Annotated in this window: 18 protein-coding genes; 12 read left to right on the forward strand and 6 right to left on the reverse strand. The window is 68.2% G+C overall.

Going from position 1 to position 13,864, the window contains the following annotated elements; translation table 11 throughout:
• Positions 1-16: 16 nt before the first annotated feature.
• From ACI3KU_RS16475 to ACI3KU_RS16500, 6 genes are all read left to right on the forward strand, one after another.
• Positions 17-340, forward strand: coding sequence for a DUF86 domain-containing protein (locus ACI3KU_RS16475; RefSeq protein WP_404923409.1), 324 nt, complete (start codon positions 17-19; stop codon positions 338-340).
• Between the two features lie 32 nt (positions 341-372).
• On the forward strand, positions 373-882 hold the full coding sequence (locus ACI3KU_RS16480) for a hypothetical protein (protein ID WP_404923410.1): 510 nt from the start codon (positions 373-375) through the stop codon (positions 880-882).
• 171 nt (positions 883-1,053) lie between these two features.
• Positions 1,054-2,436, forward strand: coding sequence for a protoporphyrinogen/coproporphyrinogen oxidase (locus ACI3KU_RS16485; RefSeq protein WP_404923411.1), 1,383 nt, complete (start codon positions 1,054-1,056; stop codon positions 2,434-2,436).
• A 121-nt stretch (positions 2,437-2,557) separates the two neighbouring features.
• Positions 2,558-2,947: a hypothetical protein gene (locus ACI3KU_RS16490; protein ID WP_404923412.1), complete on the forward strand. Its 390-nt coding sequence runs from the start codon at positions 2,558-2,560 to the stop codon at positions 2,945-2,947.
• A 1-nt stretch (position 2,948) separates the two neighbouring features.
• On the forward strand, positions 2,949-3,359 hold the full coding sequence (locus ACI3KU_RS16495; RefSeq protein ID WP_404923413.1) for a phage holin family protein: 411 nt from the start codon (positions 2,949-2,951) through the stop codon (positions 3,357-3,359).
• The gene (locus ACI3KU_RS16500; protein ID WP_404923414.1) at positions 3,349-3,624 is read left to right on the forward strand and encodes a hypothetical protein; all 276 of its coding nucleotides are present in this window, start codon (positions 3,349-3,351) and stop codon (positions 3,622-3,624) included. Before ACI3KU_RS16495 ends, ACI3KU_RS16500 begins: the two co-directional genes overlap by 11 nt.
• Positions 3,625-3,638: 14 nt before the next feature.
• Here ACI3KU_RS16500 and ACI3KU_RS16505 read toward each other — a convergent pair whose 3' ends face one another.
• A complete protein-coding gene (locus ACI3KU_RS16505; protein WP_404923415.1) occupies positions 3,639-4,646 on the reverse strand; it encodes an FUSC family protein in 1,008 nt (335 codons plus the stop codon).
• Positions 4,647-4,901: 255 nt separating this feature from the next.
• Between ACI3KU_RS16505 and ACI3KU_RS16510 the strand changes: the two genes are divergently transcribed.
• Both ACI3KU_RS16510 and cofD read left to right on the forward strand, forming a co-directional pair.
• A complete protein-coding gene (locus tag ACI3KU_RS16510) occupies positions 4,902-5,699 on the forward strand; it encodes a uroporphyrinogen-III synthase (RefSeq protein WP_404923416.1) in 798 nt (265 codons plus the stop codon).
• Positions 5,696-6,676, forward strand: a complete 981-nt coding sequence (gene cofD, locus ACI3KU_RS16515) for a 2-phospho-L-lactate transferase (RefSeq protein ID WP_404923417.1) — start codon at positions 5,696-5,698, stop codon at positions 6,674-6,676. The genes ACI3KU_RS16510 and cofD overlap by 4 nt, the downstream gene beginning before the upstream one ends.
• 60 nt (positions 6,677-6,736) lie before the next feature.
• Here cofD and ACI3KU_RS16520 read toward each other — a convergent pair whose 3' ends face one another.
• Complete coding sequence (locus ACI3KU_RS16520) at positions 6,737-7,390, reverse strand: 2-phospho-L-lactate guanylyltransferase (protein ID WP_404923418.1); 654 nt, start codon at positions 7,388-7,390, stop codon at positions 6,737-6,739.
• Positions 7,387-8,409, reverse strand: a complete 1,023-nt coding sequence (gene fgd, locus ACI3KU_RS16525; RefSeq protein WP_404923419.1) for a glucose-6-phosphate dehydrogenase (coenzyme-F420) — start codon at positions 8,407-8,409, stop codon at positions 7,387-7,389. Before fgd ends, ACI3KU_RS16520 begins: the two co-directional genes overlap by 4 nt.
• A gap of 124 nt (positions 8,410-8,533) precedes the next feature.
• Between fgd and ACI3KU_RS16530 the strand changes: the two genes are divergently transcribed.
• Positions 8,534-8,989 (forward strand): hypothetical protein, encoded by a 456-nt coding sequence (locus tag ACI3KU_RS16530; protein ID WP_404923420.1) that lies wholly within the window; start codon positions 8,534-8,536, stop codon positions 8,987-8,989.
• Here ACI3KU_RS16530 and ACI3KU_RS16535 read toward each other — a convergent pair.
• Together ACI3KU_RS16535 and ACI3KU_RS16540 are read right to left on the reverse strand one after the other, a co-directional pair.
• Positions 8,979-10,010, reverse strand: coding sequence for an alpha/beta hydrolase family protein (locus tag ACI3KU_RS16535; protein ID WP_404923421.1), 1,032 nt, complete (start codon positions 10,008-10,010; stop codon positions 8,979-8,981). The two genes, ACI3KU_RS16530 and ACI3KU_RS16535, sit on opposite strands and share 11 nt — an antisense overlap.
• Positions 10,007-11,422 (reverse strand): M28 family peptidase, encoded by a 1,416-nt coding sequence (locus ACI3KU_RS16540; protein WP_404923422.1) that lies wholly within the window; start codon positions 11,420-11,422, stop codon positions 10,007-10,009. The genes ACI3KU_RS16535 and ACI3KU_RS16540 overlap by 4 nt, the downstream gene beginning before the upstream one ends.
• An 88-nt stretch (positions 11,423-11,510) precedes the next feature.
• On the opposite strand from ACI3KU_RS16540, the gene ACI3KU_RS16545 reads away from it, so the two are divergent.
• Positions 11,511-12,581 carry an AsnC family transcriptional regulator gene (locus ACI3KU_RS16545; protein ID WP_404923423.1) on the forward strand — a complete coding sequence of 357 codons (1,071 nt, stop codon included), beginning with the start codon at positions 11,511-11,513 and terminating at the stop codon, positions 12,579-12,581.
• A gap of 215 nt (positions 12,582-12,796) precedes the next feature.
• Complete coding sequence (locus tag ACI3KU_RS16550) at positions 12,797-13,027, forward strand: hypothetical protein (protein WP_404923424.1); 231 nt, start codon at positions 12,797-12,799, stop codon at positions 13,025-13,027.
• A gap of 187 nt (positions 13,028-13,214) precedes the next feature.
• Here the strand turns inward: ACI3KU_RS16550 and ACI3KU_RS16555 are convergent, their stop codons facing one another.
• Positions 13,215-13,442 carry a hypothetical protein gene (locus tag ACI3KU_RS16555; RefSeq protein WP_404923425.1) on the reverse strand — a complete coding sequence of 76 codons (228 nt, stop codon included), beginning with the start codon at positions 13,440-13,442 and terminating at the stop codon, positions 13,215-13,217.
• Positions 13,443-13,476: 34 nt separating this feature from the next.
• On the opposite strand from ACI3KU_RS16555, the gene ACI3KU_RS16560 reads away from it, so the two are divergent.
• Positions 13,477-13,695 (forward strand): hypothetical protein, encoded by a 219-nt coding sequence (locus ACI3KU_RS16560; protein ID WP_404923426.1) that lies wholly within the window; start codon positions 13,477-13,479, stop codon positions 13,693-13,695.
• Positions 13,696-13,864 lie beyond the last annotated feature (169 nt).

Here is a 13,864-nt window from a genome sequence, read left to right on the forward strand (position 1 = left end):
TCTTGTCCTTCGGGAGATGGTCGCCGCCGCAGAGCGGATCCGCGAAGTCGTCGGAGACCTCGATGCCGATTCGCTCCACGCCGATGACCTCCGCTTGGAGTCGGTGCCGTGGAACTTCACGGTTCTCGGAGAAGCTGCGGCGCAGATGCCGGCAGACGTGAAGGAGCGTCATCCGGATGTCGGCTGGGCCCAGCCCACGCGTTTGCGGAATCGCATCGTGCATGGATTTTGGAGTGTCGATGTGAGGCTCCTCCACGACGTGGCGACGCAGGATCTCGCCGAACTGGTCGATCAGCTCTCGGCCGTGCTGGAAGCGTCCGACTCCGGATCCGACGTCTGACGCGCGTTTACGCGCTGAGGTGTTCGTGGAGCATGAGCCACCGGCCATCCCTACGTGAAGTACAGCACCGTGGAACGATCCTTGCCCATAGCTATCGCACCTGCTGGTCCAACAGCATCCCGATGGGACCGGTCGGTGCCTACCAGTTGCAGGCGGCCATTTCGGCAGTGCATTCCGAAGCCGCCGCATGGGAGGAAACCGACTGGGAGCAGATCGCGGAGCTCTACTCCATGCTTGCTCGGGTGGCACCATCACCGACGGTCACCCTGAACTATGCGGTGGCCATCAGCGAAGCGCATGGACCGACAAGCGCATTGCGCGTACTCGACCCGCTCCTCGACGATCCACGTATGAGCCGCAGCCACCGCTTGTACGCCGTACGAGCTCCGATACTCGAGGCCTGCGGGCGTCATCATGAGGCGCTGGACGCCTACCGTATATCCAGCAGGCTCTGCACAAGCATTCCAGAGCAGCGGTATCTCAACAGCCAGATCGCGCGCCTGCAAGTCGGTATCGATCGCAGCAGCGTGAGCGACTCATAGCCTCTCGTTCTCTTCCTGTCAACCGCCGTGTACACGCTGCGGAAGAACGTCAGCGCCGATGACGCCGTGTAGGTTCTGCTCGCACCCGCGGCTCAATGCGCGTTGCTGACGTCCGTAGTCTCGCCGTCTCCCTGAGTGCTCCGGCACAGGGGCGGATGGGAGGATGGAGGGGTGTCCGACGTCTCCGATCTCGTAGCTGCCGCCCAGCACACACCCGTCGTGGTGATCGGGGGTGGGATCGGCGGACTCGTCGCCGCGTACGAATGCGCCAAGGTCGGCATGCCGGTGACGCTGCTCGAAGCATCGGAACGCCTGGGCGGATCCGTCCGCACCGTGGAGGTCGGTGGCATCCGGGTCGATGCGGGCGCGGTCTCCTTCGCTGCGGACGGCGCCGTTGACAAGCTGGTCGCCGCGCTGGGCCTGGCGGAGCTGGGGCTTGACGATCAACGAGTCGCCCAGCAGGCGAGGTCCCGCTTCACGACCTCTCCGCGCGGACTCGTTCCACTTCCGGATGGGGTGCTCGGCATTCCGGCCAACCCATTCCTCACCGATGTCGTGCGTATGGTCGGATGGGGTGGTGCGTGGCGCGGGTATCTCGACCGGCTGCGTCCGCCGCTGACGATCGGGCACGAGAACCGTCTCGGCGCGCTCGTGTGCAAGCGCATGGGCGCGAAGATCGAGCAGCGCCTGGTGGCTCCCGTCACCCGTGGATCGCTGGGCCTCGGTCCTGACGACGTGGACGTGTCCATCGCCGCCCCCGACCTGAACCCTGCACTCACCAGGCAGGGCTCACTCTCCGGTGCCGTGGCCGAGCTTCTGGGCGCTGCCTCCGCACGACCTCGGCTCACGCTGGCGCACGGGATGGAGACGCTTGTCGCCGCGCTGGAGCGCCGCATCAGCGAACTCGGCGGCCGCATCCTGACAGGCACCGCGGCTGAGTCCATCGTTCGCGCCGGAGACACCTATCGGGTCACGGGTCGGAGAGCCGCCGGAGAACAGGACGACGCCGAAGCGCCGGGGGCGGAAGAGTTCTCCGCCGCGGTTGTTGTCGTGGCCGCAGACGAGCATGCCGCGCGGCCCCTGCTGCGCGAGCTCGTGACCCTCCCCGCCGCGTTCTCGCCGGCGTCCCGCCTGACGACCGTCACTGCGATCGTCGACGCGGATTCGACGTGGGGTGCCGGTGTCTACCCGCAGCTGGCCGAATCGGACATCGCCAGCATCGACGACCTCACCGCGCAGTGGAGGATCGGAGACAGCACGCGAGTGGTCCGCGCTCGCCTCAGCGGAGTGGTCTCCGCGGCGGATGCGAGCGCACAGCTCCAGCGGGTCCTCGGAGTTGCGGTCCGTGATGCCGTGGTGGTCGACTTCGAAGCCGCTCCGCATCGTGAGCAGCGCGGATTCGCCGCTGTGGCCGCTCGGCTGCGCGACCCCAACCTCTGGCCTGCCGGGCTCGGCGCGACGGGCGCATGGCTGTCTGGAACGGGGCTCGACTCGGTCGTGACCGACGCGCAGAACGTGACCGAACGACTCCGCCGAGGAGTGCTCTTCTCCTGACGGATGCCCGTGATCGCGCCGCTCCGCTGCGCTGCGTTGGCTGACAGAACGGCGGATGCCGGAATCGGAATATAGGGTTACGCTGGTCACGCACACCAGCAGACGCTGCGGGGGAGGACCCATGAAGGGCAAGATCGGACTGGTCGTCGGCATCGGGATCGGATACGTGCTCGGAACACGCGCCGGGCGCGAGCGCTACGAGCAGATCAAGGAAGCTGCGGGCAAGGTCTGGAACCTGCCACAGGTGCAGACCCAGGTCGCCAAGGTCGAGGACCTGGCGAAATCAGCGGCGCTCGCTCTGCCGCGAACGCTCTGGAACACCGGCGTCAAGGTGGCCAAAGCTGCCGCCTCCTCCGGCACCACGGGCGAGAAGCTCGATCGGGCAGCCGCCACCGCGCGCGCTGAGGCACCGACGGTGAAGCGCGCTGCCGCCGAATCGATCGACGAGGTGGTCGAGGCCGCCGACGAGGTCGCGGAGAAGCTCAAGAAGCCTCGCACGAAGAAGGGCTGACATGACGACTCCACGCGGATTCCGCGATCGCGCTGACGACGGTCTCCTCACGCTGGTGGGCGAGGTTCCGGAGCTCGTCCGCAACCTCGTCATCGCCGAGTTCAACGCCGCCAAGGGATGGGTGACGCGCACGGCGAAGCACGCCGGCATCGGCGTGGCCTGGTTCCTCGCCGCCCTGTTCTTCCTGTTCTGGTCGATCCCTGCGCTCGGAACCTTCTTCATCGCGGGCCTCGCCTCGTGGATGCCGGTGTGGCTGTCGGCGCTCATCGTGTTCGTGATCATGCTGCTCATCGCTGCGGTACTCGCCGTGCTCGGCGTGTTCCGGATGAAGAAGGTCGCGGCCGATGAGAACCCGGTCCAGGCCGCACAGACCGACGTGAAGATCGTGAAGGATATCGCTGATGAGCTCTGATCGTTCCGCCTCTGTTCCCCGTACCGCCGTTCCGCTCGGGATCAACGACCCGGTGGAGGCAGCACGCGCCGAGCTCAAGGCTGCGCTGAGCGCCATCGAAGAGAAGGTCAATGTGCCCAAGCAGGCGCAGAAGGTCACGGTGAAGGCTCAGCTGTTCGCACGGCGCGAGCCGCTCAAGGCGGCACTCGTCGCCGTCGGCGTCGCGGTCGCGATCGGCGGCATCGTGTGGTCCGTGGTGCGATCGTTCACGGAGCCCCGCGACTGATTCGGCGGCTGTGATCAGCGTCGGCTGAAGGTGCCGGGTCGGGTCAGGTATCCGATTCCCACACCCACGACGACACCGACGATCGTCTCGATTCCGCGATCGAGGATGAGCCCCGAGGCGGGCGCCGGCGACGCGAGGTGCACCATCAGCAGCGCTAGCGGTGTGATGAACAACAGCGCCAGCACGTAGTTGCGTCCCACGAGCAGCTCCACGGCGATCTGCAGCACGATCACGATGAGCAGCGCCACGAGCGTGGGCGGGCTCCACCACAGCAGAACCGCGGCGAGGGCGAGACCGATGACGGTGCCGACGATGCGCTGCACCCCGCGTACCAGCTGAGGAACGAACTCGCGCGCCGCCAGCGGCACGACCGCCGACACCATCGCCCAGTAGGGGTGGCCGATGCCGATCGCCGTGACGATCGTTCCCGCGATCAGCACGCCGGCGGCGGCTCGAATCACATGACGCACCTCGATGGGCCGGGGCGTCGGTCGCGCGCCGGCAAACGAGCGACCTCGTCGGACGGCACCCGTTGCACCGAGCAGGATCGAGAAGACCGCGACCGTCACGCTCACCACGATGGCGGGCACGAGCGCCGACGGAGACGACGGAATCGACGCGCAGGCGGTGAAGGCGAACGTCGGAAACAGCGCGCCCGGCGGGTGCCACCGCTGACGATCGCTGAGCGCCGCGGAACCTGCGGCAAGAATCGCGGCCAGGGGAATCACGAGCCACGATCGGGCCGGCGACATCCCCACCAGTACGCCGCCGATGACGGCGGTGACCAGCACTGCGCCCGCCATCGACTGCATGCGCAGTCGATCGGCGTAGTCGGAGGAGCGGCCATACAGGGAGGTGAACGCGCCGAACGCTGCATAGATCGACCACTCGACGTGATCGATGCTGAACAGAATGAGCAGTGGTACGGCGATGGACAAGCCAGCACGCAGGGCGACCCGGTGTGCGCCCGAGTGTGGACCGAACCCGAGCAGACCCTGCAGGAGAGGATGCCGGTCGGTCATCCTTCCATTGTGTCTCATGCATCTGAATGCACCATGGAAACCCCGGATCACGCGCGAATGCGGCTCCGAACCTGCTTCGGAACTGGGGAGAGGGGAAACGAAACGCCGGATCGGGGGTATATTCAAGGGAAACAGGCAGTTGCAATGGTGCGGACGCTGCCGGTGGCGTGCGCCCACGCGCATCTTTCGCCCGGGTCCGCCACTCTCCTTGAGATCGTCATCCATCTGGCGGTCCACGCCCCTGAGAGAGTTGTCATGACTACAGCCAACGAACATCACGAGAAGCCGCTCACCGGCTGGCGCGTTCTCGTTCCCCGCGGTGGTCCCTGGGGCGACGGCGTCGCCGCCAGCCTGCGCGATCAGGGGGCCATTCCCGTGGTCGCCCCGCTCATCAATTTCGCCGCGACCACCGACGCGCCTGCCCTCGACGATGCACTGCGACGACTGCAGGACGGCGAGTTCGACTGGCTCACCGTCACGAGCGCCACCACCGTCGATGTGCTGTACGCCCAGCGCACGATCGTTCCCGCGAAGACGCGGATCGCGGCCGTCGGAGAGACCACGGCGGCAGCGCTCCAGGCCGCGGGTTACACGGTCGACCTCGTGCCCGCCGAAGACAACTCCTCGGCCGGCATGGCGGCTGATCTGATCGCGCTGGAGAGTGAGCCGAAGAAGTTCCTCACGCTGCGCAGCGAGCAGGCGAAGCCGGTCCTCACGGAGGCACTGCTGGGCGCCGGGCACCACGTGCACCAGGTGGTCGCTTACCGCACGGTGGGGGTGCCGGTGACGGAGCGCATCGCTCGCGATGTCGCAAACGGACGGATCAACGCGATCCTTGTCACGTCGGGTTCGGTCGCGGCCCAGGTGCGTGAGCAGTTCGCTGTGATCCCAGACGAGACGATCATCGCGGCGATCGGTCCGCGCACGGCCAAGGATGCCCGCAGCCTCGGCCTGAACGTGGACATCATCGCCGACCAGCAGACCGTCGACGCGCTCATCGCCGCCGTCTCCAAGTTCCCGCTCCCGCACGCCGCCGACGAGTTCGCTCGATGAGGCGGGTCGTGATCCTGGCCGGAGGCGTCGGCGGGTCACGATTCACGCTGGGCGTGCGCGAAGCGCTTCGTCGTCGCGGCGAAGCGCACGAGATCACGGTCATCGCGAACACGGGCGATGACCTCTGGCTCAGTGGCGTGCGACTCCAGCCCGATATCGACTCCCTGCTGTACGCGCTGGCCGGTGTGAACGACACCGAGCGCGGATGGGGCAGGGCCGGCGACACCGAGCGGGTCAACGCGGAGCTGCAGGCGTGGGGCGGCGGCTGGCCCTGGTTCACACTGGGCGACCTCGATCTCGGCACGCACCTCGCTCGCACCGGCTGGCTCCGTGACGGCGCCTCCGTCTCTGACGTCGTGGCTCGGCTGAACGGCCGATGGGATCTCGGCGCGCGCATTCTGCCGATGACCGACGCCGAAGTGGACACCATCGTCCACCTGCAGGACGGATCGCGCATGCACTTCCAGGAGTGGTGGACGCGCCATCGTGCCACCCTCGCTCCGGCGCGTTTCGTGAATCCAGGCATCGAGCACGCGAGTCCGGGAGCGGGTGTGCTGGAGGCGCTCGCTGACGCGACAGACGTGTTCATCGCACCGTCCAACCCGGTGGTCTCGATCGGTCCGATCCTCTCGATGCCCGGGATGCGTGAGGCGCTCGCGCTTGCCCCGGCACCGGTGGTGGGCGTCTCGCCCGTGATCGCCGGCGCCGTGGTGCGCGGGATGGCGGATGTCTGTCTCCCCACCATCGGGGTGGAGACCTCGGCTGCGGCCATTGCCCGGCACTACGGCGCCCGTGATCGCGGTGGGCTGCTGGACGCGTGGCTGATGGCCGAGGAGGACGCAGAGCTCGCGCTGGACGTGGCGGCCGGCGGCATTGATGTGTCTGTGGTGCCGCTGTGGATGCGCGACGCCGACACCTCTGCCGCACTCGGCGACGCCGCGCTGTCGGTCCGCGACGATGAGGGCTCCGCGGACTGACCGCCGCTGTCGGGTCTCGCTTCGCGGTTGCTGAGCGAGCGCCAGCGAGATGAAGTGCGCTCAGGAACCGGCGGCGCGGGTGCGGGGGCCGAGGGTGAGGTCGGGGGAGTCGCGGGCGGCGGCGAGCTGCGCCGGAGTGTCGATGTCGTGGCGCAGCGATGCGGCAGCCGCCAGCGGAGCGGCCCCCGCGGCGAGATGTCGGGCGTAGGAGCGGCGCCCGAACGACGGGTGCAAAGCGCGCGGATTCTGTGCGGTGAGCATCACGGTGCCCAGGCCCTCGCTGTCGGAGACCGCGCCGAACGGCACGTCCGTGGCGAGGCGAAGCACCTCGTCCAGCTCGTCCGGATCCAAGGCGGGGAGATCGGCGTGAATGACCGCGACGAGGTCGTCGCTCACGCGCCCGAGCCCCAGCCGCACCGCGTCGTTGAGCGAGTGCTCGATCGAATCGGGACCCGCGGTCGTGGACGCCGAGTCGACGTCTGCAACGACCTCCAGCTGTACGCCGACGATCTCCCGCCGCGCCTCCTCCGCGAGCCCCACATCGGAGGTCACCAGCACGATCCGTTCCGCGCTGTGTGCTGCGGCGATGCGCTCCAGGGTGTCCAGCGCGATGGCGCGTGCGAGCGCAGCATCGGCGCCGAGGCGCGACTTACCGTGCGAAGTGTGTTTGACGGGGACGATCACCGTCCACCCGGGGCGCGAAGTGACGCTCACCGCTGCGCGGCGGCCTCGCGTGCGCGCAGCCGCGGGAGCACCTCTTCGCCGTAGAGGCGAAGGAACGCCTCCTGATCCTCGCCGGGGTCGTGGAACACGAGGTGACGGAAGCCGAGATCGCGGTAGTGCTCGATCGCGGCCACATGCTGATCCACATCGTCCGAGACGATGAAGCGTGATGCCGCGCGCTCGATCGGCAGCGCATCGGCCAGCCGTTCCATCTCGACCGGATCGTGCACGCTCATCTTCTCCTCGGCCGAGAGCGCCAGGTTCGCCCAGAACCGCGTCTTCTCCTGCGCCTCAGCGATGGTGGGCGCCAGCGAGACCTTCACCTCGATGAGAGTGTCGATGTCGTCGCGCGTCCGACGCTCCTTGCCGAGCCCGTCGTCCAAAGCGGGCAGCAGCGTGTCGGTGTACAGCGCGTCGTCCTTGCCGCTCGTGGTGATGAAGCCGTCGGCGATCCGCCCCGCCAGGCGCGTTGCCGCTGGCCCGGCGGCACCGATGTAGATCGGCACCTGCTGGTCGGGGCGGTCGTAGATCGTGGCGTCATGGGTGCTGTAGTAGGTGCCGTCGAAGGTGACGCGCTCCTCGCTCCAGAGGCGGCGGATCAGCGTGATCGCTTCTTTCAGGCGCTGGAAACGCTCCGGGGAGTCGGGCCATGTCTGGCCCAGGGTCACCTCGTTCAGCGCCTCCCCGGTGCCCACTCCGAGGATGATGCGCCCCGGGTTCATCACGCCGAGGGTTCCGAACGCCTGCGCGATGACCCCGGGGTGGTACCGCAGTGTGGGGGTGAGGACGGAGGTTCCCAGCAGCACATGTTCGGTGCGTTCGCCGAGCGCCGCCAGCAGCGGGATCGCGGCCGGGGCATGACCGCCCTGGTGCCGCCACGGCTGGAGGTGGTCGCTGACGAACACAGAGTCGAAACCTGCCTGCTCGGCGACGCGACCGAAATCAACCAGCTCGCGCGGACCGAACTGCTCCGATGACGCCTTATAGCCCAGTCGCAGTGGCACGCTCATTCTGGCTCCCTTCCTCTCCCGCCATCCTTCCACTCGGAGGTGTCGACGGGGCCGCCCGGGGATCGTTAGGGCTTCGTAGCGATTCTCCCTGCCGCGTGTCGGTGGACGCTGGCAGACTGAAGGGATGGTGACGCTGCTCCTGGACTCCGCGAATCTCGAGATCTCGTTGTCCGTCACCGAGCGCGCGGCCGCCTTCGCTCCCAGCAGCACCATCCGTCTCGCACGCACCGACATCACGCGTGTGCAGCTCACCGACGATCCGTGGACCTGGCTGCGCGGAGTCCGCAAGCCCGGCACGCAGATTCCGGGTGTGATCGCGGCGGGTACCTGGCACTCCACCGCCGGCACGGACTTCGTAGTGGTGCGCGGTCGGCGTGAGGGCGTGGTGATCGAGCTCACCGAGGATGCGCCGTATCAGCGATTGCTGCTTACGACCCGTCACGGACTGGCGCTCGTGAACGCGCTGCGTCTCGATGCCTCCGAGCAGCTGGAGGAGGTGTCGGAGATGGTGGCTCACGCCGCTCCGCAGGCTCCGCGCAAGCGCAGTCCGAAGGGTGCCACGCGCCCCGCTACGGCCTGACGTCGAATCGAGCCGCGATCCAGTCCGCGGCCTCCGAGGGCGCGTACCGAGCCTGCATGGTGCCCGAGTGGTGCGACGGCCACCAGCGGGCGGTGAGATCCACGCCGGTGCGTCGATAGCCGCGCAGCAGCCGTGCCGTCGAGACCGCGGGCGCGACCTCGTCGAATCGTGCCGCATCGACGCGCACCGGAGCGCGGAACCCGCGCAAGGAGGCGACATCGTTCGCGCGGAAGGATGCGTACAGTCGGCGCAACAGCTCACGGCGGGATCGTCCGCCGATGCGCGCGGGCGCGATGGTGCCCCAGGAATCGGGTGCCGACAGCTCGGTGAGCGTGAGTCGATCCAGGTCGCCCCAGTGCGCCCGCGCCGCATCGCTGAGCCCATCGGTCGCGAGCAGTTCGCGCAGCCGCTCGTCCGTCGTGCTGGCGCCGCGAAGCATGAGGGCGATGAGTGCGGAGACCACGCCCGTGCCCGGTGCCCACGCCGGGAGCATCATCGACAGTCGGATGCTGAGGTCCATGCGGGTCACCGGGGTAAACGCCGCCGTGCCCCGCAATCGGGAACCGTCGTCGGGCTCCGGGGCGACCGAAGCGAATAGCGCCGCGACCGCCCCCTCGGAGTGTCCGGCGGCCACCCACTCGTCGCCGAGTCGTTCGTCGAAGCTCCCTCGGGCGCGCATCATGGCGCGAAGTGACGCCCCCAGCGGCTGTCCGATCAGGTACGGGTGCTCGCCAGCGCTGCCGATGCCCGGATAGTCGGGGCGCAGCACGGCGATCCCGCGCGCGAGGAGAGCATCGCAGAGTGCGTCCCCCTGCGACATCCGACGCCACTCGGGGTGCGTGGGCGTGCCGATGCTGGGGGCCGACCTCCTCGACGCACCGGTGGTCATGTGTCCGAAGACCACTACGGGGTAGCCGGTGGTGGGTGCCGGCGAATGCGGCATATGGACGAGACCGGTCTCGGCTGTGCCATCGGAATCGAAGACCACCGCCCGGGTGCTGCCGTGAATGAGCCCGCTCACCAGCGACCTCTCGGCAGGAGTCGGCGCAGCGCCGCCGGCATCGTGCCCAGCAGCGATCCGCGTCGTCGTTCGGCATCATCGATCACGTCCGCGAAGAATCGCGCGACCGGGGCGAGCTGATCGATGTCGATGCGATCGATCGTGTCGACGTCGTCGTAGAGGTACAGCGGGCCGGAGATGAGGCTCACCGTGGGCACCCCGGACACCAGCGTGAACGACGCGTCGGTCGGGATGCCTCCGGCGAAGAACTCCAGCGGTGCGGCACCCATCAGCGTCGTGGAGTGCAAGGCGTTGCGACGCACCGCGCGCGCGATGCGAGCGGTGAACGCGGGATTGACGTTGAGGAAGATGCCGCGTGGCTCGGTCTCCCCGGTGGAGTGGAATCCACCGTCGGCACCTTCGACGGCCCGGAGTCCGATGTGCTCGATCGTCGTGTTCAGCACGATGTTCCAGGGCGAGTTCCGTGACAGCACGAATCGGCGAGCGAACTCCTGATGCGCCTGATAACCGGTGAAGTGGGTGTCGAAGGTGACGAACAGCAGGGTCTTGTCGCGGCGCGCTCCGCTGGCCGCCGCACGACCGTAGTGCTCGGCGAGAGCGATCACCTCAGCCGTTCCCGACGCGTCCTCCACTGCCCCCGCACCCACGGAGTCGTGGTGGGACTGGACCATGATGGTGTCGGTGCTCGCGCCCGGAAGGACGCCCATCAGCGTGCGCGAGACCACCTCGTCGCGAGTGATGTCGAGCGTGAGTGTGGCGCTCTTCTGGAGCACGGCTCGCAGCCTCCGGCCTCCCGCCCGCGTGACCCAGACACCGGGCAGCGGGAACAGGGTTCGGCGGTAGTACTCGTTGTGGTAGCCGAGGGAATCGGGATAGTCGCGGAGCACGCCGATCACCCCGACCGCACCGGCGGCGGCAGCATCGCGCATCGTGCGTGCGAGCGAGGTGACGTACGGATTCCGGCTGCGCAGCACGTCCCGGCGCAGAACCCGTCGGCCCGGATCGTGGATGAACAGCGTGAGCGGAAGGGTGTGCGCGAGCGTCATGTCGAAGGTGAGATCGAACAGCACGATCGCCCCGCGCACGTCATGTCCGCGCACGCGACCCGTGCCGATATCGATGACCGGAGCGGCCACTCGGTGGGCGACGTCGCCGGTCCAGGTATGACTCGCGAGGCCGGAGTGCAGGATCGGCGAGCAGTCGATGCTCGTATCGCCCACCGTCAGCCCATGCTCCCGCGCGCGCCAGGCGTACGATGCCACCTCGAGGACCTGCGTCTCGAGGCCGGCATCGGCGAAGCGGCCTTCTACGTAGGCGGCGGCAGCCGCGCCGCCGCGGGAGCCCGTGGAGCGAGGGGACAGCGCGATCAGATCCTCGATGGTCGTCATCATCTCGGGAGCGGTCAGCGTCATCACCCCAGGGTAGGAATCCATATGCTTTCGAGCAGGGGATGCATCGTTTCCGTCATGTTCTGCCCTCTCCACGTCTAGGATTCGTCACATGGATGACGTCCACGGTGTTGTGCCTCGTTCCCTCGACGAAATCGATCTCGCCGTATTGCATGCGCTGCAGATCGACGCGCGGGCACCGTGGACTCGCATCGCCGCCGTCATCGGCGTGGATGCGGCCACCGTGGTTCGGCATTGGAGCGCTCTGCGCGCGGATGGGCTCGCCTGGCTCACCGCATGGCCCACTCCGCAGCGCTGGTCGTCCACCACTGATCTCGGCATCGTGCTTCTGGATTCCCGCACACCGGGCGACGCGCTCGCGGCCGTCGTCCAGCGACCCTGGGTGCTGAGCGTGGACGAGACTTCGGCGGGATACCTCGCGCTCGTGGCCACATCCGCGGGGCTCGCACGACTGGGCGATCGGGCGCGAGAACTCTCCGACGACGGCGCGCCGGTCCTGCGGATGGACGTCGCCGCGTCGATCGTGGCGGAGGATTCGACCTGGCGCCTTGCGGTGCTCTCGGCCGCGCAGCAGCGTTCGCTGCGGGCCGGTGGGCCGGCCGACGCGGCTGCGGGGGTGGCGCGGCAGGCGGCGGTGGGGCAGACAGCGATGGGGTCGGCCGCCGCGGTGAAGCCGGTCGCCGGGACGAGGCCGATCGCCGCGGCGACGGTGGCGGAGATCGCCGCCGCCCTGGACGAGGATCCTCGGATGCCCGCCGCGACGCTGGCCGTTCGCCTGGGGGTCTCCGAGGCGACCGCCCGCCGCACTTTGGAACGAGTGACCGCGGCCGGTCTCCTCCGATTCGGCTGCGACCTCGCGATGCCCGCGGCGGGCTTCCGTCGGGGCGTCGTGCTGTGGGGTCGGAGTGATGATCCGGAGGGGGCCGCCACCCGCGCTGTGCGATTGCCGGAAGTGCATCGGGCGGGGATCCTCGTGGGCGCGGCTCCGCTGTTCGTGTGCCTCCGGGCACGGTCCCTCACGGCGCTTCCCGCCGTCGAGCGATCCTGGGGTGCCGACGTGGAGATCACCGATCGCTGGACCGTGCTTCGCAGCATGAAGCGCAACGGGCACGTGCTGGACGCCGACGGGCGTTCCGTCGCCCGCGTCGCACCGTCGTGGTGAGGTGTCATTCGCCGGGTGCCGGGTGCCGGGTGCCGGGTGTCGGGTGTCGGGTGCCGGGTGCCGGGTGCCGCGTGCCGCGTGCCGGGTGGGTGTCGGGTGTCGGGTGTCGGGTGTCGGTGTCGGGCGTGCGCGGCGGCCGGGTGGTCTCAGTTGCTGCTGTTCCGTCGCAGGTGTTTGACATCTATTGAGACCGGCGATTGGGATGGTCTCATTAGGTGTCCTGGTTTGTATCGCCGTCGACAGTTTCTGAGACCCACCATCACGCCGACGCCGACGCCGACGCCGACGCCGACGCCGACGCCGATTTCGGTGCCGGTGCCGGTCCCGGTGCCGATGCGGATGCCGGGTGCCGATGCCGGGTGCCGGGTGTCGGGTGTGGGTGTGTGCGACAGGCCGGGGTGGTCTCAGTTGCTGCTGTTCCGTCGCAGGTGTTCGACATCTATTGAGCCCGGCGATTGGGGTGATCTCAGTAGATGTCCTGGTTTGTATCGCCGTTGACAGTTTCTGAGACCAACCATCAGGCCGACGCCGATTTGGATGCCGGTGCCGGTGCCGGTGCCGGTGCCGGTGCCGGGTGGGTGCCGGGTGTCGGTTGTGGGTGTGTGCGACAGGCCGGGGCGGTCTCAGTTGCTGCTATTCCGTCGCAGGTGTTCGACATCTATTGAGACCGGCGAATGGGATGGTCAGGCCGCCGCTGATTCGGATGTCGGTGTCGGTGTCGGTGTCGGTGCCGGTGCCGATGCGGATGCCGGGTGCCGGGTGGATTCCGGGTGCCGGGTGGGTGCCGGGTGCCCGGGTGGGGGCGTGTGCGACGGGCCGGGTGGTCTCAGTTGCCGCTGTTTCGTCGCAGGTGTTTGACATCTAGTGAGACCGGCGATTGGGGTGATCTCAATTGATGTCCTGGTATGTATCGGCGTCGACAGTTTCTGAGACCAACCATCAGGCCGCCGCTGATTTGGATATCGGTGCCGATGCCGATGCCGATGCCGATGCCGGTCCCGGTGCCGATGCGGATGCGGATGCAGGGTGCCGATGCCGGGTGCCGGTGTCGGGCGTGCGCGGCGGCCGGGTGGTCTCAATTACTGCTGTTCCGTCGCAGGTGTTTGACATCTAATGAGACCGGCGATTGGGGTGATCTCAATTGATGTCCTGGTTTGTATCGCCGTCGACAGTTTTCGAGACCAACCATCAGGCCGCCGCTGATTCGGATGCCGGATGCCGGGTGCCGGTGCTGGGAGGTGGGTGGTGGGTGGTGGGTTGTGGGCGTGTGCGACGGGCCGGGT

The organism is Microbacterium sp. ZW T5_56, assembly GCF_044987425.1.
Taxonomy (GTDB): domain Bacteria; phylum Actinomycetota; class Actinomycetes; order Actinomycetales; family Microbacteriaceae; genus Microbacterium.

Excerpts from the sequence above, each read along its gene's own strand:
- ACI3KU_RS16475 (WP_404923409.1), top strand. The coding sequence starts at position 17 with ATGGTCGCCGCCGCAGAGCGGATCCGCGAAGTCGTCGGAGACCTCGAT.
- ACI3KU_RS16480 (WP_404923410.1), top strand. The coding sequence starts at position 373 with ATGAGCCACCGGCCATCCCTACGTGAAGTACAGCACCGTGGAACGATC.
- ACI3KU_RS16490 (WP_404923412.1), top strand. The coding sequence starts at position 2,558 with ATGAAGGGCAAGATCGGACTGGTCGTCGGCATCGGGATCGGATACGTG.
- ACI3KU_RS16495 (WP_404923413.1), top strand. The coding sequence starts at position 2,949 with ATGACGACTCCACGCGGATTCCGCGATCGCGCTGACGACGGTCTCCTC.
- ACI3KU_RS16500 (WP_404923414.1), top strand. The coding sequence starts at position 3,349 with ATGAGCTCTGATCGTTCCGCCTCTGTTCCCCGTACCGCCGTTCCGCTC.
- ACI3KU_RS16505 (WP_404923415.1), bottom strand. The coding sequence starts at position 4,646 with ATGACCGACCGGCATCCTCTCCTGCAGGGTCTGCTCGGGTTCGGTCCA.
- ACI3KU_RS16510 (WP_404923416.1), top strand. The coding sequence starts at position 4,902 with ATGACTACAGCCAACGAACATCACGAGAAGCCGCTCACCGGCTGGCGC.
- cofD (WP_404923417.1), top strand. The coding sequence starts at position 5,696 with ATGAGGCGGGTCGTGATCCTGGCCGGAGGCGTCGGCGGGTCACGATTC.
- fgd (WP_404923419.1), bottom strand. The coding sequence starts at position 8,409 with ATGAGCGTGCCACTGCGACTGGGCTATAAGGCGTCATCGGAGCAGTTC.
- ACI3KU_RS16530 (WP_404923420.1), top strand. The coding sequence starts at position 8,534 with ATGGTGACGCTGCTCCTGGACTCCGCGAATCTCGAGATCTCGTTGTCC.
- ACI3KU_RS16540 (WP_404923422.1), bottom strand. The coding sequence starts at position 11,422 with ATGACGCTGACCGCTCCCGAGATGATGACGACCATCGAGGATCTGATC.
- ACI3KU_RS16545 (WP_404923423.1), top strand. The coding sequence starts at position 11,511 with ATGGATGACGTCCACGGTGTTGTGCCTCGTTCCCTCGACGAAATCGAT.
- ACI3KU_RS16555 (WP_404923425.1), bottom strand. The coding sequence starts at position 13,442 with ATGTCAAACACCTGCGACGAAACAGCGGCAACTGAGACCACCCGGCCC.
- ACI3KU_RS16560 (WP_404923426.1), top strand. The coding sequence starts at position 13,477 with ATGTCCTGGTATGTATCGGCGTCGACAGTTTCTGAGACCAACCATCAG.